This is a genomic window from Pelotomaculum schinkii, assembly GCF_004369205.1.
Lineage (GTDB): Bacteria > Bacillota > Desulfotomaculia > Desulfotomaculales > Pelotomaculaceae > Pelotomaculum_C > Pelotomaculum_C schinkii.
The window spans coordinates 1,646,130-1,671,453 of the sequence record NZ_QFGA01000001.1 but is presented as its reverse complement, the minus strand read 5'-3'; the positions used below and the strand labels follow the sequence as shown (position 1 = coordinate 1,671,453).

The 25,324-nt window shown below is 54.9% G+C and carries 14 protein-coding genes; 10 read left to right on the top strand and 4 right to left on the bottom strand.

Annotation, left to right across the window (positions count from 1 at the left end):
• The first annotated feature begins 4 nt into the window (after window positions 1–4).
• Window positions 5–1,345 (top strand): phenylacetate--CoA ligase family protein, encoded by a 1,341-nt coding sequence (locus tag Psch_RS07825; protein WP_190239782.1) that lies wholly within the window; start codon window positions 5–7, stop codon window positions 1,343–1,345.
• A 389-nt stretch (window positions 1,346–1,734) separates the two neighbouring features.
• Here Psch_RS07825 and Psch_RS07820 read toward each other — a convergent pair whose 3' ends face one another.
• The 4 genes from Psch_RS07820 to Psch_RS07805 all read right to left on the bottom strand — a co-directional run bounded on the left by Psch_RS07820 (window position 1,735) and on the right by Psch_RS07805 (window position 5,323).
• On the bottom strand, window positions 1,735–3,807 hold the full coding sequence (locus Psch_RS07820; RefSeq protein WP_190239781.1) for a DUF6449 domain-containing protein: 2,073 nt from the start codon (window positions 3,805–3,807) through the stop codon (window positions 1,735–1,737).
• Window positions 3,782–4,681: an ABC transporter ATP-binding protein gene (locus tag Psch_RS07815; RefSeq protein WP_190239780.1), complete on the bottom strand. Its 900-nt coding sequence runs from the start codon at window positions 4,679–4,681 to the stop codon at window positions 3,782–3,784. Before Psch_RS07815 ends, Psch_RS07820 begins: the two co-directional genes overlap by 26 nt.
• Window positions 4,678–5,064 (bottom strand): GntR family transcriptional regulator, encoded by a 387-nt coding sequence (locus Psch_RS07810; RefSeq protein ID WP_190239779.1) that lies wholly within the window; start codon window positions 5,062–5,064, stop codon window positions 4,678–4,680. Before Psch_RS07810 ends, Psch_RS07815 begins: the two co-directional genes overlap by 4 nt.
• 61 nt (window positions 5,065–5,125) lie before the next feature.
• Entirely contained in the window at window positions 5,126–5,323 is a 198-nt protein-coding gene (locus Psch_RS07805) for a hypothetical protein (protein ID WP_190239778.1), read from the bottom strand.
• A gap of 840 nt (window positions 5,324–6,163) precedes the next feature.
• Here Psch_RS07805 and Psch_RS07800 point away from each other — a divergent pair.
• From Psch_RS07800 to Psch_RS07760, 9 genes are all read left to right on the top strand, one after another.
• A complete protein-coding gene (locus Psch_RS07800) occupies window positions 6,164–7,489 on the top strand; it encodes an S-layer homology domain-containing protein (RefSeq protein ID WP_190239777.1) in 1,326 nt (441 codons plus the stop codon).
• 276 nt (window positions 7,490–7,765) lie between these two features.
• Window positions 7,766–9,442: a chitobiase/beta-hexosaminidase C-terminal domain-containing protein gene (locus tag Psch_RS07795; RefSeq protein ID WP_190239776.1), complete on the top strand. Its 1,677-nt coding sequence runs from the start codon at window positions 7,766–7,768 to the stop codon at window positions 9,440–9,442.
• A gap of 38 nt (window positions 9,443–9,480) precedes the next feature.
• Window positions 9,481–12,219: an S-layer homology domain-containing protein gene (locus tag Psch_RS07790; RefSeq protein WP_190239775.1), complete on the top strand. Its 2,739-nt coding sequence runs from the start codon at window positions 9,481–9,483 to the stop codon at window positions 12,217–12,219.
• Between the two features lie 84 nt (window positions 12,220–12,303).
• Window positions 12,304–14,004: a purple acid phosphatase family protein gene (locus Psch_RS07785; protein ID WP_190239774.1), complete on the top strand. Its 1,701-nt coding sequence runs from the start codon at window positions 12,304–12,306 to the stop codon at window positions 14,002–14,004.
• Window positions 14,005–14,113: 109 nt separating this feature from the next.
• Window positions 14,114–14,608: a hypothetical protein gene (locus tag Psch_RS07780; RefSeq protein WP_190239773.1), complete on the top strand. Its 495-nt coding sequence runs from the start codon at window positions 14,114–14,116 to the stop codon at window positions 14,606–14,608.
• 38 nt (window positions 14,609–14,646) lie between these two features.
• Window positions 14,647–14,865, top strand: coding sequence for a hypothetical protein (locus Psch_RS07775; protein ID WP_190239772.1), 219 nt, complete (start codon window positions 14,647–14,649; stop codon window positions 14,863–14,865).
• A 223-nt stretch (window positions 14,866–15,088) separates the two neighbouring features.
• Entirely contained in the window at window positions 15,089–20,620 is a 5,532-nt protein-coding gene (locus tag Psch_RS07770; protein ID WP_190239771.1) for a cadherin-like beta sandwich domain-containing protein, read from the top strand.
• 73 nt (window positions 20,621–20,693) lie between these two features.
• Window positions 20,694–24,008 carry a cadherin-like beta sandwich domain-containing protein gene (locus Psch_RS07765; RefSeq protein ID WP_190239770.1) on the top strand — a complete coding sequence of 1,105 codons (3,315 nt, stop codon included), beginning with the start codon at window positions 20,694–20,696 and terminating at the stop codon, window positions 24,006–24,008.
• A 209-nt stretch (window positions 24,009–24,217) separates the two neighbouring features.
• Entirely contained in the window at window positions 24,218–24,793 is a 576-nt protein-coding gene (locus tag Psch_RS07760; protein ID WP_190239769.1) for a hypothetical protein, read from the top strand.
• Window positions 24,794–25,324: the final 531 nt, after the last annotated feature.

Below are 25,324 nucleotides of genomic sequence, written 5' to 3'. Positions count from 1 at the left end.
TTGGATGATTTCTATTCTCAAGGAAAGCAAAACAAAGTATTGGGACCAGGAGATTGAAACCATGTCCAGGGAAGGCCTGGAAGAGCTGCAGCTTGAGCGGCTCAAGAAGACAGTAAAAAGGGTTTCCCGGGTGCCGTTTTATCAGAAGGCTTTTAAAGAAAAAGGTATTGAGCCGGGAGATATCAAGTCGCTGTCAGACCTGAAAAATCTGCCTTTTACGAATAAACAGGATCTCAGAGACAATTATCCTTTTGACCTTTTCGCTGCGCCGATGAGCGATATTGTACGCATTCACGCCTCTTCGGGTACAACCGGCAAACCGACGACGGTTGGCTATACCAGGAAGGACCTCGAAAACTGGGCGGACATGATATGTCGAGGTCTGACAGCGGCCGGGGGGACTAAAGACGACGTGGTGCATGTCGCTTACGGGTATGGACTTTTCACCGGGGGCCTGGGGCTGCACTTTGGGGCTGAACGGCTGGGCGCCTCTGTTGTACCCGCTTCGACCGGCAACACAACACGGCAGCTGATGCTGTTGCAGGATTTTGGCGCGACTATCATTGCCGGCACCCCTTCCTACGCCCTGTACCTGGCTGAAGAAGGAATAGCGGCCGGCGTTGATTTCAAAAAACTGAACTTAAAGGCCGGCTTTTTCGGGGCCGAGCCATGGACGGAAAACATGCGGACCCAGATTGAGGAGAAGCTCAACCTTACAGCCCTGGATATTTACGGGCTGAGCGAGATCATGGGTCCGGGAGTTTCTGTAGAATGCCCGGTTCAAAACGGCAGTCATATCCATGAGGACCACTTTATAGCTGAAATTATCGACCCGGATACCGGTGAACCCCTGCCTTACGGGCAGCAGGGAGAACTGGTCCTGACCACAATTACCAAAGAAGGCATCCCCTTAATTCGCTACCGTACCCATGATGTTTCGGCGCTCTTACCTGAAAAATGTGCCTGCGGACGTACCCACGTGCGCATGCAGCGGATTACCGGCCGCAACGACGATATGCTTATAATCAGGGGCGTCAACGTCTTCCCGTCCCAGGTCGAGAGCGTGCTTTTGGAATTTGGCGAGACCGAGCCGCATTATTTATTGGTGGTGGACCGCAAGGGTGAATTAGACAACCTGGAAGTATGGGTTGAGCTGTCCGAGAAGATGTTTTCGGATAAGATTAAACAGCTCGAGGGTCTGGAACAAAGAATTCGCGCTAAGATCTTAAGCGTCCTGAATATAAGCGTCAAGATCAAGTTCGTAGAACCCCGGACCATTCCCAGGAGCGAAGGCAAGGCCAAGCGGGTGATGGACCGGCGGGAACTTAAAAATTCTATTTTTTAATTTTTCACGAATGACCGCTAAAAAATAGCGGTCATTCTTTTGTGCAGATCTCGTTATAAAACGTTCTCGAAAAGCCTCCGGGGTAGTGGGCACGGGGTTATCCTCCGCTCTCTTCGCAATTCTCCCATTTGTATAACAAGATAGTTATGCAGCCCGCATCTGCAGACAGCCACCAGGAAGCTACGCGCTATTCAAGCTTTGCTGCATGCAACGCACGCGCTAAGGAACGCACCCAGGTGCTCCGTTCACTCCGGATAACCCCATGCCCGCGAGTCAAGCCTTTTCGAGAACACTGTTTGTGGCAAGTGACAATGGGAACGGTTCTGGTTATAAAACGTTCTCGAAAAGCCTCATGCGTAGTGGACACGGGGTTATCCTCCGCTCTCTTTTCACCCGGCAAAGTGCTCTTTAACAAAAGCGGGCGCATCATCTTCAAAAAGGAGTCCCGCAAAGGTGGCGCCGTTTTTTAGCAGGAAAACCACACTATACGCCGACTGTTCCATGTTTCCTCTATTATAATTGCCATAATTACGCAAATTTCGTAAACAAAGCTCCAGTTTTTCCGGATCAGTGATTTTTAGAATACCCGGCTTCTCTTCTAAATCCTGAAGATCCAGTTGGCTTGGCAGTTTGTACATATCTTGCTTGTTAAGATCAGGACTTTTGTCAACAATTGCGTAGGCGATGTCATCCGGAAGCAATCGAGCCTGATTATAAGCGCCGAGATCAATGAGCCACTTGCCGAAATTATCATATGATTTTTCCCAGCCCAGGTCGACACTGCGATGATCTTTTAAAGAGATATTGATATGAGCCCAGGGGGGCCGCATGTCCGTCATTTCTTCATAGCTTCTTTCGTAAACATCACTCTGCAGGACGCCGACGGCTTGCGCAATTAATTCCGGATCAATAATATGGACGTTCTTATTTATCCCGGACGCGCTAACCTCGATCAGATTTATATCAGCAATATTTATGCGAAGAATTTCATTGTGCAGCTGCTTGTATTCCCGCGATTCATAAATTGGTTTCAGATATGCCGCATAATCCTGCGCGGCAATCTCATACTGCCGGTAAATATGTCTGCCGTTTTCCAGCTCGTAGGCCAGACAAATTTGCTGGGAATCATTATTTGTACGTTTTGTTAAGAACGCTTTTTTTCCATCCAGTCGGTTGGCGACTATTTTCTGGTGCATTGCATAAATATTGGCTATATTATCCTTTTCGGTAAATATGGCCGGGACAGGCGGCTGGTACTTATATTGAACCCCGTCCCGCACATTGACGGCAGTACGTATATTATTATCTTTTTCTTTTAAGGCGTAAAAAGAGTAATCCAGATAGATGCTTCTTACTTCGACCGGATCGGGCAGCCTTTTTTCATAACCGGCGCAATCAAAATGAAGCAGACCTAACAAGGCGATAATGACCAGGCAATAAATGCCGTAGCCTTTAAGGCGACGCAGCTGAAAAACCTGCAGGGATTTGTTGAGCAGTATTTCGGCCAGGAAATAGGCCAGTAATGAACCGAGAAAATAACCGAAATAGGTCCAGCCCATATTGCCCTGGTTACTGTAAAAATAACTGCCCACAAGCAGCATGAAGCAAAAAGTGACGCCGTATTTGAAAACCGGCCGCAGGATATCGAAGGTAATGGCGTCGCCGGCCGTTTCCAACCGGCGTTTCCGGTAAAGGCGCCTGCCTAAAAAATACAAGGCGATGCTGCTTGCCAAATAAACCACGATTTCAACGGCTGTAATAGAGCGGATAGAGTTTTCAGTCAGCCTAATCAGGGGAGAAAGGTGCGTTACGTTATCGTAATAGAAACCATACGGCAATCCGTAAATATACTTGCTCATATTATTCAGCAGCAATAGAGACAGCCCGCTGGGCAATAGGAGCAGGATGAAGCTTAACACGCCCTGCACAGTGGACATACCGGTAATCATGCCGACAGCCACGCTGCATATGAAGAAAAGCAGGTTCATCAGCAGGCTGACAGCCAGCCAGCTCAGTATGTCCGTACCGTTCACATGTTCAATCCCCAACCCGGCGGCCAGCGCCCAGGTGACCAGCGCAGTAAGGATAAGCGGTACGAACAGCAATATAATGCCTGCCATAACATGAGTCTGGTAAAGGGTTTCCCGCTTGACGGGCAAAGTGTGCAGCATATCCGAGGCCTGACTGTCCTGCAAATATCTAAATAGCAAAAGGCCGGTCAAAACGGGAACAATGATTAACGACATGACCTGCAACAGGGCGGCATTGGTATCAAACTGAAATATGCGCAAATACACAGACGTGTTATTGATGATCATGTCTTCGGATTTACTGTACAGCATGAACACTTTCAGCGGGACACTCAGAAGCAGTATCAGCAGATATCCGGCGCCTATCCAGGCGAATCTTTTAAAATCATTGAGCAATATGCCGCGGTTAAGCAAGGATGTTTTTGATTTCATAACCATGATCCCCCATTTCATAGATGAATATTTCCTCCAAAGTGAGCGGCAGGACATCCAAAATGGCAGGGTGATAGGACTGCATGCGCTTCATGATCTCTTCATATGCGCCGCGCACGATTAAGATCAGCACGCTGCCTCTTTTTTCCCGGTAGAGCGCCGGCATGTCCTGAAGCAGCGCCGGGGGGGTCTCTCCGCTAAAAGCAATCTGGATCTTATGTACGTCCGCTTTCAGAGCGTCCAGGTCCTTCTGAATCAGCATTCTGCCCTGGTGTAAAATGCCGATATAGTCGCAGATATCTTCCAGATCGCGTAAATTGTGTGAAGAGAGCATGACGGTCATTTCTCTTTCAGCCACGTCCTGAATAATGAGGTTCTTTACTTTTTGACGCATCACCGGATCCAACCCGTCAAGAGGCTCGTCCAAGATCATCACATCAGGTGTCAGCGCCAAACTCAGCCAAAAGGAGACCTGGCGCTGCATCCCTTTGGACAGAGTTTTCACGCGCCGTTTGGCCTCGATATTAAAAGCGCCCCCGAGTTTTTCGAAACGCGCCTGGTCCCAGCGGGGGTAAATATGCGCATAGAAATGAGCCATGTCTTGAATTGTAAAATTAGGGAAATAGTATAGCAGATCGGGAATAAAAACTGTGCGCGATTTAATCCAGTCGTTTTCAAATACCGGTTGGTCGTCAATCGTGAGCTTGCCTGAATTTTGTTTATAAATGCCGGCTAAAAGTTTTAATAATGTTGTTTTTCCAGCTCCGTTGGAGCCGACCAGCCCGTAAATAGAGCCTTTGCGCACGGACAGGCTTACGTCCTTAAGCGCCTCTAAATCCTGGAAGCTCTTGCTGACACTTTCCAGCTCAATCATCCGTTTTTACCTCCTCCATTTTTGGCTAACCGCGTTTTAACCCGGGTAATGATTTCTTGGGGGGAAGCGCCAAGATAAAGCATCTCCGACACAATTCTCGAAAGCTCGTTTTCCAGTGTTTGCATGCGAGCTGTGTTGTTCTCGGGAATAGCAGGCTTGACGAAGCTGCCTTTTCCCGGAATAGAGTAAATATATTCCCGGTACTCCAGTTCCCGGTAGGCCTTCTGGATGGTATTGGGATTAATGGTTAATTCACTGGCCAGAACCCGTACGGCAGGTAATTGCTCGTCAGGTTTGAGGACGTTATTTATGATGAGCTCTTTGATTTTATCAACCAGTTGTTCATAAATAGGCGCGCGGCTCCGCAGGTCCAATTCAAACATAGTGCCCCTCCTTTCCATAAGATTGTATTAATACAAATAGTACAGTTGGTACGCTTCTAAATTATATACCCATTATTTGGCCTTGTAAAGAGGCTTGAACCATACCTTGAAAATCAAGTACAATAACCGCCCGGGCCGGCCCCGGCAGCCTGCCGGCATTTAGTTTGCTGAAAGAGAACAGCCCCGGCGGGTTCCATCCGCAGGGGCTGTTTGCTCTTGATGTTTCTATAATGCCATTATACAGCTTTACCTTCGTCAACTTCTAATTGACCTGCTAAACATGACCCGGGCATAATTCTCGATGTCATAAGTTTTCCAATGTTGTACTTTTGTGGAGCCCCTTTCAATGTGCCTGTCATAGAACATTTTCGACAGAATAGGCGACATCTTTTTTGCATTCTTCACAGAATGCATTTTCTGGTTCCCACCACAAGCTAACAGAGGGGGAAAGATATTGTCTTTATAGGGCCTACTCTACTTCGGCTGGCGGCAATGATGGCTATGGGTTGTTTTCCGATATAAAGAAAATTTCCTTGAACAGGAAAGCCTATTGACAAATATTTCTTGTACGTAATAATATTATATTTAGTTATGTAACTTTTTGTATCGTTTTGTTTACATGAAGTCGTTTTTGGGTTAAAACGAATTAAGTTATACATTGCTATGCATTATTATGTCTCTTGTCGTAAAGCCAATGTGGAAAAGAAAGTATCTCCCAATCTCATAATTATAAATCTACATATCTACCACGGGACTATCTGAAAAATCACTCCGAGTATTAAACTCATGAGCGGCCTTCGGCTGCGCCGTCCGCATGGGCGGTATTCCAGTCTCCCTACGGGCTCCCTTCAACCGCCGGTCAATAATCGACAATGCACAATATAACAAATTAAGGAGGAATGCCTAGAGAAAGAAATTATGTGCCGTCAAGGGATTTTAGGCAGGCCCGGACCTAGTTGTAAATTAAATATTCTGTCAGGCATGATCGGCACTAGCGGACGTTAATTTCATTTATCAGAAAGGAAGGATTCGTGAGAAGATGGTATTTTCAAGAAAACTTTTTAGGGCGTTATTAGTTTCAGTATTTTGCTTGTTGTTAATGGAAGTTGCTTTTGCCGAGGGTGACGAAGCGTCAATCAGTCTTGATTCGCCAAGTTCTTCCCAAAGCTATAAACCGGGAGATAACGTTCAAATTTCTGGAAAAGCCCAAAATACTAACCAGGTCGCTATTCTAGTGCGCAATGCTGGAGGCGGCATTGCCTATGCGGCGCAGCCTCCGGTAGAAAACGGCGCTTTCTCTACGGAGTTTCAACTCAATGATGACGCGGTGGAGGGTCAATATACCATCAAAATTGGAGCAGAAGGATTAGCTGTGCCGGTTGATTTCACTTTCAAGGTTAGTAAGAGCGATACACCTTCCAGTGGCGGCGGTGGCGGCGGTGGCGCCGCAACGCCGCAGGCAGTTGCCTCCACCACCGGGACGGCTACCGTCGCACCTGCCGCCGGCGGCACCATCAGCCTCGGCAATGAAGCCACTGTTGTAGTGCCGGCCGGCGCGCTGACAGGCGCCAGTAAAGTGGAAGTAAAAGTCCAGAAAATAACCAGCCCTCCCGCCGTGCCCGCCGGCTTCAGACTGGCCGGCAGCGTGTACGAGTTCAGCGTGGGGGGCGAGAGCAGCTACAGCTTTGCCAAGGATGTAACCATCAGGCTCAGCTTCGATCCCAACTTAATCGGCGCGGGTGAAACCCCTGCGATCGGATACTACGACGAAACCCTGGGCCAGTGGGTGAACCTCGGCGGCACCGTGTCCGGCAACACCGTGACCGTGCAGGTGAACCACTTCACCAAGTTTGCCGTGCTGGCCGCCGTCAGGGAAGCAGAAACCGGGCCGGCCGGGACGACGGCGGCAACATTAAAAGACCTCACCGGCCACTGGGCTTTGAGCAATATCAACAAGCTGGTGGCCTTGGGAGCGATCGACGGTTATCCAGACGGCAGCTTCAAGCCTGACAATACCATTACCCGGGCCGAATTTGCCACCGTGCTGGTGAAGGCCTTCCAGCTTGAGAACAAAGGCGGCAAGGTCTTTGCCGACACCGCGGCGCACTGGGCCAAAGACTATATTGCCGCGGCAGCAGCCAATGGTGTGGTGAATGGTTATGAGGATAATACCTTCGGCCCGGACGACCTGATTACCCGCGAGCAGATGGCTGTAATGGTCGTCAAGGCCGCCAAACTGGCCCCGGCAACAGGACAGAGCCAGTTTGCCGACAGCGGCAGCATTTCCGGGTGGGCCGGGGAAGCCATCGCCACCGCCACCGGGAACGGGATCATGAAGGGTTATCCCGACAACACCGTCCGGCCCCTGGGCAGCGCCACCAGGGCGGAGGCGGTTACGGTCATTGTGAACGCGTTAAATAAGTAGTTGAAAATATTATTTTTCATTATCATATGGTTTGTTTGTGATTACGATTATAGCCCGCCATTGTGAACATGGAGTGAACAGATAGTGAACTCTTCACGAAAAATAGGGGCGATGCCGGCATGCCGGGGGGACGGTTCTGTTGGTACTAGCACATAACATCAGATTCCATTTTTTTGCATGACCAAATGACTGCAACCAAAGTGTTTCTTACTGCTCAAAAACAAATTTTATCTTTTCCATAACATCAAATTTGGTAGCTGTGAAAGGTGGAGAATAATGGCATTTTATAGAAAATTTAATTTTCGAAAACTGGCGGCCTGCCTGGTGATGTTGAGCGCTATTGTCGGGTTCCTGGTCATGATGGCGCCGCAAGTGTCGAGTGCGGACGACACGATAGCGTTAACGGTGAAAGGCGACGGTGTTAATAAGACGGTGCAATTTACCATGGATCAGTTAAAAGCTATGCAAACAACAGCAGACTATACCGGCTACAATTATTATCCCTCTTTGCAGGATTATAGAAACACCACCGGCGTAACCTTAAAGACACTTTTTGAACAAGCAGGCGGTCTGAAAGACAGCGCCACCACGATCAAAATAAAATCACCCACCAGCACCTATGCTTACTTCACCAAAAGAGATTTAATGGATCTGCCTCGCTACTATTTCCCAGCGGGCGAAAATTTCCTTGACTGTTCCGAATGGCCGCCGGCCGGGAGAAGCGAAGAAGGAGCCGTGCCGGTGGATGCCATGATTGCCTTTCGCAACGGCGGCAAAATTATTTACGGGCAGCAATCACCGCTGGAGCCAACCTGCTGTAAAGGAGAACAAATGGAAGGACTGCTGCCCGGATGCACGATCGAGGTAACCACCGAATCCCTGGAGCAATGGGACATGCCCTGGGCCGAGCCTGACTCCGGCACGGTGGTTCCGGGAACAGAAGTAAAATTGCACTACGGAGACGACTCCCTTTGGCACACCAGAATATACTACACCCTGGACGGAACCGAACCCACGGTAAAAAGCAATATATTCAACATCAGCTACCCGACCTTCAGGCCAGAGTTTAATAAACCCATACCCGTAACCGGAGATATGACCATCAAAGCCAGGGCCATAGGCCTGGGCAGGCTGGACAGCGAGGTGAGTACCTTCCATTATAGCCTGGGGTCGCTGGCTTGCACCGTCAAAGGCGCGGGGATTACCACCCCCATTGACTACACCGTTGAGACATTAAAAGCCATGGTCCAGACCCAGGCGGCTTACCAGTGCAGCGACAACGGCCAGACCGTAACCCTGAACGCCAAAGGGGTGCTGCTGAGCACCCTGCTGGGACAACTGGATGTCTCCAGCAACTGGCAAGTAAAATTCATCGGTGCCGGCGGCGAAGAATATGACGGCGGAACCGTGCAGAGCTTGACAGATCAGCAATGCCTGCTGGCTTACGAGGTAAACGGGCAGGAAGTAAGCGATGTGTCGGGCGGCCAGACCGTGAAAATACAAATCCTGCGCAATCTGAACAGCGGCGATTTGAGCGCCAACCGCCTGCGGTATGTCAACACCATTAAATTGGTTAATGTAGATGACGAAGTAACCATAGATCAAGTGCGGCTGCTGGACTATAGCGGACAGGCGGCAACGTCCGTGGCCCCCGGCGGGGGATACTGCATCGAAACAAAGATGATTAACGATGTAAATACCGCCAAAGACACCTTCCTGATCATCCAGGTGCGCGCGGGAGAAGACGCGGGCGCGGCCAGCGGGGGAAAAATCGTTGGATACACAGCCGCCCAAACCGTGGTAGATGTTGATGGATGTACGGCGAAAGCAGAATTCACCCTGCCCGATGGTTTGAGCGGTAAAGCCTATGTCGACGTATTCGTCTGGGACAACCCAATCGACCATAACCTTCTGGGCAATAGCAATCATGATCTGAGTTTCGACATTAAATAGCGTCGTCAGGTCCAAGGGAAGGAGAGAGGAGAATATAAATGAAGTTATACCAAAACCAGAAGAAGATCCTGTGTGCCTTAATGACACTAATCCTGGCGCTGACGATGTCAGGTATCAATATATACCCCGGTTATGCGGGCAGCAGCGTCCAGGCCAGCCTGACTTCCCCCAAATCCCGGCAGGTATTCCAGCCGGGCGGCAGCGTTGAAATAGCGGGAACCGCTCAGGGCATATCCGAGGTCTCTATAGCGGTAAAAAATGAGCAGGGAGTCCTGGTATATACGGCCCAGCCCGAAGTGGAAGACGGCCTGTTTGCTACCAGCTTCACCCTGGATGCCGGCGCCGCGCAGGGAGAATACACCATTTCCCTCAGCGGTTTAGGACTGTCCGTAAAAAAGTACAAGTTTATAGTAAGCGCTACCGAGACTGAAGTTGGACTGCAAAGTCCGTCGAGCGGTCAGAGATTTAAAGCCGGAGACGTCGTGGAAATAGCCGGCACAGCCACCAATGTAAGCCAGTTGGCCATTACCGTGCGCAACAGCGAGAACGGGCGGGTTTATATAGCCCAGCCGTCTGTGGTCGACGGCAGTTTCATGACCATGTTTACCCTGGCCGCCGACGCGGTGGGCGGCGAATATACCATTGCCATTACCGGGGCCGGGCTGGCCGCCGCCCAAACTTCCAGCTTTACGGTAACAGGGGGTGGAGGCGGGGATGACCCAACAAAACCGGATGCTATTTTATTCATTAACGGCAACGGGGTATCCCAAAAAGTTTCTTTTACCCGGGCTGAGCTGGAAGCGATGCACCAGGAAAGGGTGCTGTATTCAACGACGAGCGACATGCCCCAGGATAAACCTGTGGCCGCTGAAGGTGTGCTGCTGCAAACTTTACTGAATCAGGCCGGAACTGGCGGCGCCAAGATGATCACTTTTCAGGGCAGCGACGGATACACGATCAGCTTCACTGCAGATGAATTGTTGCATACAACACGCTACAGGTTCCCCGGCCAAACGGAAGTGGAGCCGATCATAGCCCTGAAGCGGGTTGAGGGCTCTTCAGACTTTGGCGATATGGATGCCACCGATACGCCGGTACTATGTTTTGGGCAGCGGGCGCGAACGGAACAAACCCTCCTGGGGTTTGTCAAAAGATTAAAGTACATTACCGTGTCGACCAGTTCACCGGGGCAGTGGGCCAAGCCGGTGGCAAAAATCATTACTCCTGATTCCTCAAAAAAAGTAGCCACGCAGGGCGGCGAGGTGGCAAGCGGCTCAGAAATCTACCTGGAGACTGAGTTAAAATCCAATACTTATTATACCACCGACGGTTCCACGCCGGACCTTGACAGCAAGATCTTCAATCTACACGGCTGTGGCCCGCAGCAAGGGCAGGTTGATCCGATTGTTGTGAATACCACCACCACGGTCAAAGCGATGGCGGTGGGGCGGGGCAAGCGGAACAGCGATGTTCTGGCCTTGACGTTCAACGTCCCCGGAGCAACGCCAGCGCCTACCGGGGCTGCCGGGGTTGCTGCGGTTGCTATTAATGAGGAGAATATAAAAAAAGAATTAATAGACCTGGAAAACGGACGTAAAGGAGAAAAGCTTACTTTGCTGGCGGGCGTGCTGGAAGATATCGAAAAAGGAGAGCCGGGGGGCAGGCTGGCTGTGAATTCCACCGCCGATGTGGATGAAGTGATCGTGGAAGTACCCGCCGCGGCGCTGCAAAAAGCTCAAGAAAAAGGGATGCTGCTGGGGATAAACAGCCTGACCGGGAATTACACCCTGCCTCTGGAGGCCCTCAATCTTGACGAAATAGCCGCCGGGCTGGGCGTAAAGCCGGAAGAGCTGAACATGAACATTGTGATCTCCAAAGCGACGGAAGACATTAAAAGCGAACTTGCCGCCCATGTCCGGGAAGGACAGCAGATGCTGGTTGAACCGGTGGAGTTCAGGATAGAAATTACCGCGCCCAACGGCAAAAAAGTGGAGTATAAGTCTTTCGGCGGCAAATACGTGGAGCGGGAACTCACGCTTGGTGACAATGTCAATGTCAACCAAGCCACCGGCGCCCTGTGGAATGAAGCGAAAAGCGGATTTCTGCCCGTGCCCACCCGCTTTGAAACCAGGGACGGTAAAAATATCGCGGTTATTTTGAACCGGACGAACAGTTTATATACTGTCCTGCAGTCCGCCGAAACCTTTTCCGACATCCAGGACAACTGGGCCAAAGCGGATATTGAGCTGCTGGCTTCCAAGATGCTGATCGCCGGCAAAGGTGAAAACATCTATGAACCTGACAGCAATGTAACAAGGGCAGAATTTGCCGCCCTGCTGGTGAGGGCTTTAGGTCTGGAAGAAGGAGTTTTAAAGGCAGGACAGTTTCAAGATGTGGCCGGCACGGACTGGTATGCCGGCAGTGTCGCCGCCGCCGCGGCTGAAAACATCATTAAGGGCTATGAAGGAGGCCTTTTTAAGCCGGACGCCTGCATCACCCGGGAGGAAATGACGGCCATGATTGCCAGGGCGGCGCGCGTAGCCGGCAAAGAGGATAGCTTATCCGCTCCTGAGCAGGAAGAGCAGTTGGCCAGGTTTAACGACAGGCAGGAAATTTCTTCCTGGGCGGCAGCCGACGCGGCCCTGGCGGTTAAGGCGGGTATTATAAGCGGCATGCCGGGTGGCGCGTTCTCCCCCGGAAGCAATGCCGACCGTGCCCAGAGCGCGGCGATCCTGAAGCGATTCTTGATTTATGTCAATTTTATCACCGCGCAGTAAAAAAACCTGCGCATGTCATAAAAATGGCGGCGCAATCCGCTATATGCCACGGGTGAAGCCCAGGAAACAGAGAGGAGAGTAGCTATGTTAAAAATGAGAGACCGGCTGAAATGGATGGGATTATTGCTGGTTTTAATGCTGCTTGCCGGCGCTGCCTTCATTGGTCAGGGAGCGGCCGGCAACACCGACCCGCCGGAGCAGACCGTCGGGCAAGAAGTATATGGTTCAACCGGGCTGCAGGCCCCGGCCGTTCAGACATTTGTCTACGGAGCCGCCGGCGCGCCCGAGCAAGTCATTCTATCCTGGACCGGCGATCCGCGGACTACCCAGACTATCGCCTGGCGGACCGGCGACGCCGTTACCGGCGGGAAGATTCAATACATGAAAGAAAGTGAAAAAACCGGCGACTTCAGCGGCGCTCTGGAAAAAGAAGCCGTTAGCAGCGAGCTTTATACGGGATTCAATCATTTTGAAGCCCAACTGGATAGCCTGGAATCAGGCGTCACCTATGTTTACCGGGTCGGCTGCGAAGGCGGCTGGAGTGAGGCGGGCGCCTTCACCACCGCCGCCGATACCGATAAGTTTAGCTTTATGTATATGGGCGATCTCCATATAGGTTATGACCCAAATAGTGCCGGTGTGTGGAAACAGCTATTGGAAAATGCTTTAACCAATTACCCGGACCTGAAATTTGCCCTGCAGGGCGGCGATCTGGTTGATGAAACTACAGATACCGGGCAATGGGAAGAGTTTTTCAACACCGCGGCCGGCGTGTTTGACCGCATACCCTTCATGCCTGCCATCGGCAACCATGAATTTGAGAATGCGAGCAGCATATATTTAAAATCCTTCGCCCTGCCCCAGAACGGCCCTGAAGAGCTCAAAGAACACCATTATTCATTTGATTACGGCAACGCCCATTTTGTGGTATTGGACAGCAACCTGATGGGCAGTGAAGGCGATCTCAGCGAAGCCGGGATGAACTGGCTGGAGAGCGACCTGCAAAGCAGCGATAAGACATGGAAGTTTGTTATGTTCCATCACCCTCCCTATGGAGTGGATTCCCGCGACGCAACCCTGAGCGACATGATCAAGGCCAGCTGGGCGCCGATAATGGAGAGCAACGGAGTGGACATGGTCTTCGTCGGGCACCAGCATCTGTACATGCGCACCTATCCCATCAGCGCCGGGGTAATACAGGAAAGACCGGACCAGGGCATTACTTACGTGCTGGGCAACGCCGGCAACAAGACCTATCTTCAAACGGAGACGCATGACTATATCGCCGTGGTGAAGGAAAGCTCGGCATCCACCGGCTATACCGCCATAAATATAGACGGCGACGTGCTGACCATGACAACCAGGGGTTTGGACGGCGGGATCATGGACGAGTTTGAGATAAGCAAGAGCAGTGACATGGACTCCAGGGTTGCCGTCGACAGCGTTAAACTCGTGAACAGTGACTATCAAGAAATAAGCGCGGCATCCGGCTCCGGGTACTGCCACCTGAAGGCCCGCATAAACAACTATACCAGCAAAGCGCAGACGGCGGACGTGCTCTTCCAGGTGCGCAGCGGAAGCGGCGCCACGGCGGAATACGGCGGGGAACCGCTGGGCATCGTCAGCTTGCAGTCGGAAATTCCCGCGACGGGAGCGGATGTCTATGCCGATATTATCTTGTCCGATGTTTCCCCGGGCAAGGCTTACGCGGACGTGTACGTTTTAGATGACGCCGGAGTGCCCATTAATGTCCCATTTGAGTACAGCTTTGATATAACGTCTTAGACCGCGTGGGATAAAAAAGCAATAACCCTATGCCGCGCAAGGAGGTGGAACTGGGGCGGAGCCGCGCCGAAAAGAAACCTAGACAACTAACTGGGGGGAATAAACCTAGATGAAAAAAATATGCTTGATTTTTCTCTGCTTAATGATGTTTTTTGCATATATGTCCATGGGGAAGGCGGATGAAACCAATTCCCCGCCACTGCTCGCGACAGCCTATGCCGCCGGCGACAGCCATTGTTTTGTCATCAGTAAGGCAGAGTTGCTCAACATGGCCGGCCAGAGCGTCAATACCGTGGCCGGCGGGGGCGGCTACCGCGTCAGGGCCTCCGTGCACAATAATAACGCCGCCCCCGCCGCCGGCCTGGCCATCATCCAGGTGCGCGGCGGGAGCGGCGCCACCAGCGCCGGCGGCGGCCGGGTGTTGGGCTGCGTGGGGATAGCCAGCGACGTCCCGGTCACCGGCTCCACTGTCAGCAGCGACTTCACCCTGCCGGCGGGTATGCGCGGAGAAGCCTACGTGGACATTTTCGTCTGGGACGGCTGGGACACCATGGCGCCTCGCGCCGCAGCCAGCCAGACATTGAGTTTTACCATAACGGAATAGGAAGCAAAACAACACACTATCCTGTGGGCGACAACCCGGTGGCCGTGGCGGTAACCGCGGGAAACGGCGCCGCCGGCAAGACCTATACCCTTACTATTAAGCGCGCCGCTCTCTATAATGACAGTAATCAACTGGTGGATTATACAGATACAATCCCTGCTGAATTGCAGGGGGTAAGAGTAAAACCGATAGCAGCCGGCCAAAAGCCGGGGCCCAGGTCATACCCGCCTACCACCAGACCGCTTAAGTCAGCGTGATTGTTCACAGACAGCGTGCGGAACACAAATAGACATAACATTATATAACATGATAAATTATCGTTGATTATTGAGCTGTGTAGTGTTATGTTATGAATAGAAAAGATATGGAATATTTAAGCGATTGAGCATAATTAGTCAACAAAAGGTGGAGCTGATCGAACAGAGCCATGCCCAAAAAGGATTTAGAGACCCATGTGAGAGGAAAGGAGAATGAACCTGGATGAAAAAAATATGCTCGCTCTTTCTCTGCTTAATGATGGTTTTTTCATATATCCCCGCAGGGATGGCGGATGAAACCAACCCCCTGCCCCAGACCCCGGCGGAATACGCCGCCAGCGATTATGCCAGGTATGCCGCCAGGATGGCCGTAGGCGAAGGACATCTGGCCCTGATCAAGGCGGACGGATCCCTGGCGGTAGGCGGTGACAACACTCGCGGTCAGTGCATAGTGCCGGCGGAATTAAGCGGAGTCAAAGTTAAAGCCGTGGCCGCAGGAAGCTGGCATACCCTGGCCTTGAGCGAAAACGGCCGGGTCTACGCCTGGGGTTCCGCAACCGCCGATGCATCCGGTACAATAGCGCCCGTCACCATACCGGAACAGGTGCAGGCAGTGCAGGGCAGCATCAAACTGATAGCCGCCGGAACCGGCATGTCCGCCGTGGTGACAAATAACAATAACGTTATAATCTGGGGTCATACCACTAACAACCTTGATCAAGTACCGGCAGGCTTAGGCAATATAGTAGCAATAGCCATAAGCGCCAATGTCGCCTTAACCCTGGATGATGCGGGCGAAGTTCACGTATGGGGGGCCAGCGCCTGCACAACAATACCGGATGGCTTAAACGGAGAGGTAGTAGCAATAGCTGCAGGGCAATGGCATTGGCTGGCCTTGAAAAAAGACGGCACAGTATCAATAACCGGAAACAGCACCCAGATCAATAACTGTCAAAACATAAAAAATGAGGCCGATGTAAGAGCCATTGCCGGGGGCTGGCAGTCGGCGATGGCCTTGCTTGCCGACGGCTCAGTCAAAGGCTGGGGAAGGACTTGTTTAGGCACGGCTAAAAATGGAATTGAACTGATCCCGGCCAGCGCAGGAATAAAAGCTTTTGCCGCAACCGTATCGGGGGGGCTGGGAAGCCCGGCAATTTGCGCCATGCGAGGAGACGGCACGTTTGTGGTCGCGGCCTCGAGTTCTTTTACCGGCAATAGCGCCGGTTTAAGCGGCCTCACGGTGGCGGGTTCGGTGTACAACTACGACCTGGATCCCGCTTTTGACACCGGGACTACCGGATATACGGTCAATGTGCCCAACGAAGTAAGCAGCGTAAATATCACCGCAACCACCGTTGATACCGCGGCGACCCTGCAGATCAACGGAACGGTGGCCACTAGCGGCAGCGCGCAGGCGGTGGACAACCTGGCTGTGGGCAATAACTCTGTGGACGTGGCAGTGACCGCGATAGACGGGACCACGGTCAAGACCTACACCCTCACCATCAAGCGGGCCGCGGCGTCACAAGACCATGGCGCTGATTTAAGCAGCCTTTCGGTGGCAGGTTCGGTCTACTACGACCTGGCCCCGGCTTTTGACGCTGGGACTACCGGATATACGGTCAATGTGCCCAACGAAGTAAGCAGCGTAAATATCACCGCGACCACCGCCGACAGCAGCGCGACCCTGAAGATCAACGGGACGGCAGTGACCAGCGGCAGCGCGCAGACCGTGGACAACCTGGTTGTGGGCAGCAACGCGGTGACCGTGGAGGTGACCGCGGCGGACGGGACCACGGTCAAGACTTACACCCTCACCATCAAGCGGGCCGCGGCGTCACAGAGCAACGGCGCCGATTTAAGCGGCCTCACGGTGGCAGGCGCGGTGTACAACTACGACCTGGCCCCGGTTTTTGACCCCGGGACTACCGGATATACGGTCAATGTGCCCAACGAAGTAAGCAGCGTGCATATCACCGCAACCGCCGCCGACACCGCGGCGACCCTGAAGATCAACGGGACGGCAGTGACCAGCGGCAGCACGCAGGCGGTGGGCAACCTGGTTGTGGGCAGCAACGCGGTGACCGTGGAGGTAACCGCGGCCGGCGGGACCACGGTCAAGACCTACACCATCACCATCATGCGGGCCGGGAGCGGCGGATTGCCGCAGACCCCGGCGGAATACGCCGCCAGTGATTATGCGCAGTTGGCCGCCCGGCTGGGGGGCGGCAGCAATCATGCGGCCGTGGTTATGGCCGACGGGGCGGTGCGGGCCTGGGGCGATAATACCTACGGACAGTTAAACGTGCCAGGCGAGGCCACCGGAGTCAAAGCCCTGGCTGCCGGAGTTAATCATACCCTGGCTTTAAAAGAGGATGGCACAGTAATAGCCTGGGGCGACAACAGCTACGGCCAGTGCGACCTCCCGGCCGAGCTGGCGGGGGTCAAATTTAAGGCCGTGGCTGTTCCTGCCACGGGTCTCTTATCCGCCGTTCTCAGTGAAGACAATAGAATAGGTGTGTGGGGTTTAAATAATTATAATCAAACATTAATCGACCAGATACTTGTTAGCGACAAGACCCTGACGTCCATAGCCATGGATACCCGGTATGTGCTGGCGCTCTGCGACGACGGTACGGTAAAGGCCTGGGATTGGCGAAACAGCTTCTCACCCTGCGAAGCGCCGGCCGGTTTCAGCGGCAATGTGGTGGCCCTGGAAGCGGGCAGCCAGCATATCCTGGCCTTAAAGGCCGACGGCAGCGTAGTAAGCTGGGGCCATGACGGCTATGCTTACGCCGTACCCGCAGGACTGACTGATGCGCGGGCTGTCAGCGCTGGCTACAATTACTCCGCCGCGCTTACCGCTGACGGGAACATTACCGTCTGGGGGCAAAACAGTTACAATCTGTTTACCGTCCCCGCTGATTTGGGCCGGGTGCAGGCGCTGTCCGCCGGAAGCGGCAGCCTTTACGCCCTGCAGGAAGACGGGACGATCGTGGCCTGGGGGCGTAATAGTTATGGCCAGTGCGACGTGCCCGCAGGGCTGAACCTGTTCAGTACGGTCAGCGACGACAACCGGCTGGCCAGTCTCAGCGTCGCGACCGGTGACGGCGCCGCCTGCGGCATCTATCCCGCCTTCAGCAGCGAACAAAGCGAGTTCGTGGCGGATGTGGCTTATGAGGCTCAGGAAGTGCGCGTTACCGCGCAGCCCTTCAGCAGCAAGGCCGGCCTGGAGATCAACGGAGCGCCGGCCGCGGCCGGGGTCGCCGCCGTGATCAACGCGCAAAGCCTGGCGGTGGGCGACAATACCGTGCAGGTCAAAGTAAAGGCGGAAAGCGGCAACGAGCGCAGCTACACCCTGCATATCAAGCGGGTCAGGTCCGGCTACAGCCTGCCGCAGACCCCGCATGCCTACCGGGAGAGCGAGTTGGCCGGCTACGCCCGGCGGCTGGCGGCCGGCGACAGGCACAGCCTGGCCGTGAAAAAAGACGGGGCCGTGGCCGCCTGGGGCAACAGCAGTAACGGGCAGTGCAACATGCCGGCCGGGCTGGGCAATGTTGTGGCGGTGGCGGCCGGAAGAGTGCACAGCCTGGCCCTGCAGGCGGACGGCGCCGTGGTGGCCTGGGGACCTCCCAGTGGGAGCAGTTACAGTGACGGCCAGTGCGACGTGCCCGCCGGCCTGAGCCAGGCGGTGGACATTTCCGCCGGCAGCAATTTTTCCGCCGCCCTGACGCAAAACGGCCAGGTATATGTGTGGGGCAGCAATACCTACGGCCAGTGTGACCTGCCCGCCGGCTTGAGCAATGTGGCGGATATCCAGTGCGGCGCCAACCATATCCTGGCCCTCAAGGCAGACGGCACGGTAGCGGCCTGGGGCGACAACCGCTACGGCCAGTGCGACGTGCCTGCCGGTCTAAGTCAGGTGGTGGCTGTCGCCGCCGGCATGCGCCACAGCGTGGCCCTGCAGGCGGACGGCGCCCTGGTTGCCTGGGGGCAAACTGATACAGGCCAGTCCTTCGGACATCCCGACCTGCAGTTTGTCAAAGCCATCAGCGCGGGCGAGGATTACGCGGCCGCCCTGAAATGGGACGGCAGCCTGGTGGTTTGGGGCAGTTATAATGGCCAGAACGTCGATTTCGGTCTCCCCCTGATCCAGGACCGGGAGTATCTGGCCGTCAGCGGCGGATCCCAGCACCTGCTGGGCCTGAACCCGGACGGTACCGTCAGCGCCCTGGGCAACCCGCTTGACAACAGTGGATTTAACAGCAATGGCAATGTAAGCGGCCAGTGCGACGTGCCGGCCGGCCTCAACCTTTTTGCCGGCGATACACCTTATAGCGGGCCGTCTCCCGATATCCCCCAGACGCCGGCAGCTTACGCCGCCAGCGACTACGCCCGGGCCGCCGCTAAAATATGCGCTGCGCATAGTGGCCTTGGTGTTTTAAACATGGACGGCACGGTAAAAGTGGCAATCAGAAAGGCGGACAATTTGTTTGACGGCGATATAGACGCCGTGCCGGCGGGCCTGAACAATGTCACCGCCATCGCAATTGCGGATATTACCGGGATGGCCTTGAAAAAGGACGGCACGGTAGTGGTCTGGGGCTATAACGGAGACGGGCAGTGCGATGTCCCCGCCAGCGTGCGGGATGTCACCGCCATAGCGATGGGCAATCAATTTTCACCTTGCTGCCTGGCCTTGAAAGCGGACGGCGCCGTGGCGGCCTGGGGCGGCGATGTATACGGCCAGTGCCAGGTGCCGGCGGATCTGGCCAATGTCGCCGCCATCGCCGTGGGCGACAAGCACTGCCTGGCCCTGAAGGCGGACGGCACCGTGGCGGCCTGGGGAGACAATACCGGCGGCCAGTGCGATGTGCCGGCGGGCTTGAATAATGTGGCGCGCATTTACGCCGGCTACAACTTTTCCCTGGCTTTAAAAAACGACGGCACCGTGGTGGCCTGGGGAAGCAATTATAACGGAGATAGTTCGTACTATTGCGGACAGTGCGACGTGCCGGAAGGCTTGAGCGGGGTGGTGGATATTGTTATCGACACTAACACCTGCGTCGCCTTGAAAAACAACGGCACCGTCGTCGTCTGGGGTGACAACCTCTACGGCAAGCGCAACGTGCCGCCCGGCTTGCATGACGTGGCCGCCGTAGCGCTGGGTGACGGAGTTAAGGCTATCAGGACCGACGGCACAGTAGTAGTCTGGGGCAATGCTCCTGTGACTGACGATACGGAGTGGACCGGCTTGAGCCAGGTCTTAACCATAAAGAATGATACAATTATCTTCCGGGACGGCGCCTTCAGGATGTTTGGCGACGGTGCAGTTGCAGCCGCCGTTAACGCGGGGCTGGCCGGGCTCAACGTCCTGTCCGGCCACTATTTTGCCGTCAATAAGGCCGAACTGCTCAACCCGGCCGGCCAGAGCATCAGTTCCGTGCCCGGCCAGGGCGGCTACCGCATCAAAACCTTCGTGGGCAATAACAACGCCGTTCCGACTGCCGGCCTGACCATCATCCAGGTGCGCGGCGGCAGTGGCGCCGCCAGCAGCGGCGGCGGCCAAGTGTTGGGCTGTGTGGGACTGGCCGGCGACATCCCGGTTGCCGGCTCCAGCGTCAGCGCCGACTTCACCATGCCGTCCGGCGTCAGCGGGCCGGCCTACGTGGACGTCTTTGTCTGGGACGGCTGGGACACCATGGTGCCCCGCGCCGCAGCCAATCAGAGCCTGAGTTTCGGGATAGATAATTAACCCTTTACATGCCGCCATGGCCGGCGGCCAGGCCAGCATGCCTCAATCCGGGCAGACAGGAGGATAGGTATAGATGAAAAAAATATCTTGGCTATTGACCTGTTTCATAATGATATTCGCCTGCATGCCGGCAGCCGGGGCGAGTGAAAGCAGCCTGCCGCCGCAGACCCCGGCGGCCTACGCCGCCGGCAGCTATGCGCAATTGGCCGCACGGCTGGCGGGCGGCGGCAGTCATGCGGCCGCGGTGCTGGCGGATGGCACGGTGGCGGCCTGGGGTGACAACAGCTACGGCCAACTGGCCGTACCGGCCGGGGTTATCACAGTCAAGGCGCTGGCCGCCGGCGGCTGCCACACGCTGGCTTTAAAAGAGGACGGCACGATCGCCGGCTGGGGGCTGAACCGGAACGGCCAGGGTGACGTTCCCGCCGCCCTGGCCGGGGCGCGGGTTAAAGCGCTGGCCGCCTGGGGCGGCATATCCGCCGCCCTTGGCGAAGACAACAAGATCGTGGTCTGGGGCTACGATACAGAAGAACAAAAAAGCTTCAGCCGGGTGTTGGAAAGCGCCAAAGCGCCCGTGACCGTCGCGGTAAACAGCATGTACGTGCTGGCCCTCACGGAAGACGGCAAGGTAGCGGCCTGGGATTGGCGCGACAATTTCCGTACCGGCGAATTGCCCGCCGGGTTCCCTGAAAAGGTGGTAGCCTTGGCAGCCGGCAGCCGGCATGTCCTGGCTCTGAAGGCAGACGGCCGGGTAGTCAGCTGGAGCGGCGGCGATTATCAAGACCGTGTTCCGGCAGGACTGTCCGGGGTGCGGGCGATTGCCGCCGGCAGCGATTGCTCCGCGGCGCTTACCGCGGATGGCAAGGTGACGGTGTGGGGTGATAATAGCGACTTGCTGGCAGTGCCTGCTGATTTGGCGCAGGTGCGGGCGCTGGCAGCCGGATCCGGCAGCCTTTACGCCCTGCAAGGGGACGGCACGGTAGTCGCCTGGGGGCGCAGCAACAACGGCCAGTGCGACGTGCCGGAGCAACTGAACCTGTTTGACGCAGTCAGCGGCAACAACCGGCTCAGCAGCCTCAGCGTGGAAAGCGTGACAAATATAGAGGGTGAAGAGCAGCGCAATACCTGCGGCATTTATCCTCAATTCAGCAGTGAGCGGACGGAAGGCGTCACAGATGTGGCTTATGAGGCCAGGGAAGTGCGCCTTACCGCCGGGACCTTCAGCGGCAAGGCCGGCCTGGAGATCAACGGAGAGCCGGCGGTGGCCGGCGCCGCCACGGTCATCGACGCGCAGGATCTGGCGGAGGGCGATAACCCCATTCAGGTCAAAGTAAAGGCGGAGAACGGCAGCGAGCGCATTTACACGCTTCATGTCAAGCGGGTCAGGGCCGGCTACGCCCTGCCGCAGACCCCGCAGGCCTACCGGGAAAGCGAGCCTGCCGCCTGGGCCCGGCGCCTGGCGGCCGGCAGCGAGCACAGCCTGGTCGTGGAAGAGGACGGCACCGTGGCCGCCTGGGGCAACAGCAGTGACGGGCGGTGCAACATGCCGGCGGGCTTGGATGAGGTCATTGCCGTGGCCGGAGGCGCCTGCCACAGCCTGGCCCTGAAAAAAAACGGCCGGGTGGCTGCCTGGGGGGCGGGGGGAATGAATGATTATGGCCAGGCAGATGTGCCGGCTGCTCTGGGACAAGCTGCGGGTATTGCCGCCGGCGACCTGTTTTCCGCCGCCGTGGACCAAAACGGCCGGGTCTTCGCCTGGGGCGACAACAGCAGCGGCCAGTGCGACGTACCGTCCGGGCTGGAAAACGTGGTGGAGATCAAGTGCGGCCCCAACTATGTGCTGGCCCTTAAAGCAGACGGCACGGTCAGCGCCTGGGGCGACAACAGCAGCGGCCAGTGCGACGTGCCCGCCAATCTTAACCAGGTGGTGGCCGTCGCCGCCGGCAAGAGTCATGCCTTGGCCCTGAAAGCGGACGGTACGCTGGTTGCATGGGGGCAAAGCCATAGCGATTTGCGGGGACAGGAAACAAAATTCAAATGTCCAGATCTTCAATATGTCAAAGCCATTACCGCGGGAGACAACTACGCGGCCGCCCTGCAATGGGACGGCAGCCTGGCGGTCTGGGGAGATGATCTTGGCCGGAATATAGATTTCAATCTGCCGCTGCGGCCGGACCGGGAAATCCTGGCTCTCAGCGCCGGCCCCAACTACCTGCTGGCCCTGAACGGCGACGGCGCGGTGACAGCCTGGGGCAACCCGCTTGACTACTATAAAGGCAATTTTCAAGGCCAGTGCAATGTGCCCGCCGGGCTGAACATCTTTGCCGGCGCCGCTGCGCACGGCGGGCCGTCTCCGGACATCCCTCAAACACCCGCGGCTTACGCCGCCGGCGTGTACGGCCAAGCCGCCGCCAGGATCGGCTGGCTGTATTACGGCATCGCGGTTTTGAACCGGGACGGCGCCGTGCAAGTGGCCCTTACGGGCAAGGACGACTATGGGCTGACTGAGATACCGGCGGGCTTAAATAAAGTCAAAGCCATAGCCAGCGCCTATTTCAATGTGATGGCCTTAAAAGAGGACGGCACCGTCGTCGTCTGGGGCAATAACCGGGATAAGCAGTGCGAAGTGCCAGAAAACGTCAAAAATGTTACCGCGCTGGCGATTAATAACTTTAACGCCTGCTGTCTGGCCTTAAAGGCGGACGGCGCCGTAGTGGCCTGGGGCAGCAATGTCAACGGCCAGTGCGACGTCCCCGCAGGCCTTGCCCAGGTTACCGCCATTGCCGCCGGCGAGACCCATTGCCTGGCCCTGCAAACAGACGGCACGGTGGTCGCCTGGGGCGACAACGACCATGGCCAGTGCGATGTGCCGGAAGATTTGCACAGCGTGGCCCGTGTTTATGCCGGCAACGATTTTTCCCTGGCCTTGAAAAATGACGGCACCGTGGCCGCCTGGGGGAGCAACAATTCCCCGGATGAAATGTATTATTGCGGCCAATGCGACGTGCCGGCAGGCTTGAGCGGGGTGGTGGATATCGCCGTCAACGGCGCGACCTGCGCCGCCTTAAAGGACGACGGCACCGTGGTGGTCTGGGGCGACAACTACTATGGCAGCCGCAATGTGCCGGCCGGGCTGCGCGGCGTGGTGGCCGTTTCCAAGTGGGCCGGGGCCTTTGCCGTGAAGGAGGACGGCACGGTCGCGCTCTGGGGCAAGTTTCCCCCTTTTAATGAAGCGGAAGTGACCGGGTTGAGCAATGTGCTGACTATATCAAACGCCACGGTGATCTTCCGGGACGGTTCCCTCAAAAAACTGGGCATACGCTCTGACATGGACCAGATCAATGAGCAGCTTAAGGATGTAAGTGTGTTGTCCGGTGCTGAAAAATAACCTTGAGAAATTGAATAATATCTTCCTGAATGGTGGATTTAATTCTATGACTATGTTTTTTCAGCCTGATCTCCAAGCTCACAGGGTGATGAAAGAAAATTCATGGCTTTTTGATTGTGGAAAGGGGGGGCGAATAGAGCTGAATTATTAACCTTAAAGAAAAGCAATTTGGGCCGCGGCAGCAAAAAAAAAATTAGGAGGTTTGTCAAATGAGACTAAAAAGCGGAAAAATCATCGGGATCCTGTTCGGTATGGCCTTAATGATTGGCTTGATGGCTCCGGCCGCCTTTGCGAGCGTAACCTTTCAATTGCAGGATGGCAGCGGTGCGCCCTATACTTTGACCTCGCTTGATCCTACTACCGGTGATCCACTTACTTACTCCAGCTATTACTGCAATCAGGGTACCTACAAGTATTATGACGCCAAAGGCCAGAATTTGCTTAGTATGATCAATACTGCTTTGACAGGATCGGGCTTTAGCAGCGGCGATGTGGATTACGTCGAGTTTATCGGCAGCGACGGCTACGATACCGATGACTACGGCGCCATCACCCTGGGCGACTTGAGCGGATATTATTATTATTCGCCAACTACGTCCCCGGGAACTGCGGTGGCCCCCATTATTGCCACTCAGTATCGTACTCGTGATACCGGTGATTTCAGCCCTGCCAACTGTCCCAGGAATTTCTACGGTCAGCCGGGTCCGACAGGCGGCGCCGATGAGGACACCATGCAGATGTGGGTTAAAGGTCTGAGTACGGTTGTCTTGAAAGTGAACCAGTAAACACATATTTGGATAAGCGAATGGAAACCAATCAAGTAACCAAGTAGATTGAGCCCAAGCTGCTGCGGACCAATCCATTTAAAGGACCGCCCAGGGAGCGGTCCTTTAAACTTGCTAATGAGAAACCTTATGTTCTGTAATTTACTCAATCCGGTGTTGTGATCAATATCCCGGCCATCACATTATCGACCTGAACGGAAATAATAAGCCGCAGCAGCATGAAAGGATTGTCCCGCAAGTGAACCAGCTGGCCCATATTGGATAAGCGAATGGAAACCGGTCAAGGAACGGAGTGTATTGAGTCAATGCTGCCGCGGCCCAATCTATAAAAAGTAACGCCCCGGAGGGCAGTTTTTCCCATCAACGGCAGGAAAACTTCGTGTCTGAAAACTGCGGTCATGCCGCGGGTAGATTTTTTCGACAAAATAAACATATACATAATAACAAATATCATTGTTTTTTACAAGCAGCGTGCTCGCAGGGGAATAGTCAACATGACATGATCAAACAGTATTGCCGTTGATTGACAAT

Excerpts from the sequence above, each read along its gene's own strand:
- Psch_RS07825 (WP_190239782.1), top strand. The coding sequence starts at position 5 with ATGATTTCTATTCTCAAGGAAAGCAAAACAAAGTATTGGGACCAGGAG.
- Psch_RS07820 (WP_190239781.1), bottom strand. The coding sequence starts at position 3,807 with ATGAAATCAAAAACATCCTTGCTTAACCGCGGCATATTGCTCAATGAT.
- Psch_RS07815 (WP_190239780.1), bottom strand. The coding sequence starts at position 4,681 with ATGATTGAGCTGGAAAGTGTCAGCAAGAGCTTCCAGGATTTAGAGGCG.
- Psch_RS07810 (WP_190239779.1), bottom strand. The coding sequence starts at position 5,064 with ATGTTTGAATTGGACCTGCGGAGCCGCGCGCCTATTTATGAACAACTG.
- Psch_RS07800 (WP_190239777.1), top strand. The coding sequence starts at position 6,164 with ATGGAAGTTGCTTTTGCCGAGGGTGACGAAGCGTCAATCAGTCTTGAT.
- Psch_RS07795 (WP_190239776.1), top strand. The coding sequence starts at position 7,766 with ATGGCATTTTATAGAAAATTTAATTTTCGAAAACTGGCGGCCTGCCTG.
- Psch_RS07790 (WP_190239775.1), top strand. The coding sequence starts at position 9,481 with ATGAAGTTATACCAAAACCAGAAGAAGATCCTGTGTGCCTTAATGACA.
- Psch_RS07785 (WP_190239774.1), top strand. The coding sequence starts at position 12,304 with ATGTTAAAAATGAGAGACCGGCTGAAATGGATGGGATTATTGCTGGTT.
- Psch_RS07780 (WP_190239773.1), top strand. The coding sequence starts at position 14,114 with ATGAAAAAAATATGCTTGATTTTTCTCTGCTTAATGATGTTTTTTGCA.
- Psch_RS07770 (WP_190239771.1), top strand. The coding sequence starts at position 15,089 with ATGAAAAAAATATGCTCGCTCTTTCTCTGCTTAATGATGGTTTTTTCA.
- Psch_RS07765 (WP_190239770.1), top strand. The coding sequence starts at position 20,694 with ATGAAAAAAATATCTTGGCTATTGACCTGTTTCATAATGATATTCGCC.
- Psch_RS07760 (WP_190239769.1), top strand. The coding sequence starts at position 24,218 with ATGAGACTAAAAAGCGGAAAAATCATCGGGATCCTGTTCGGTATGGCC.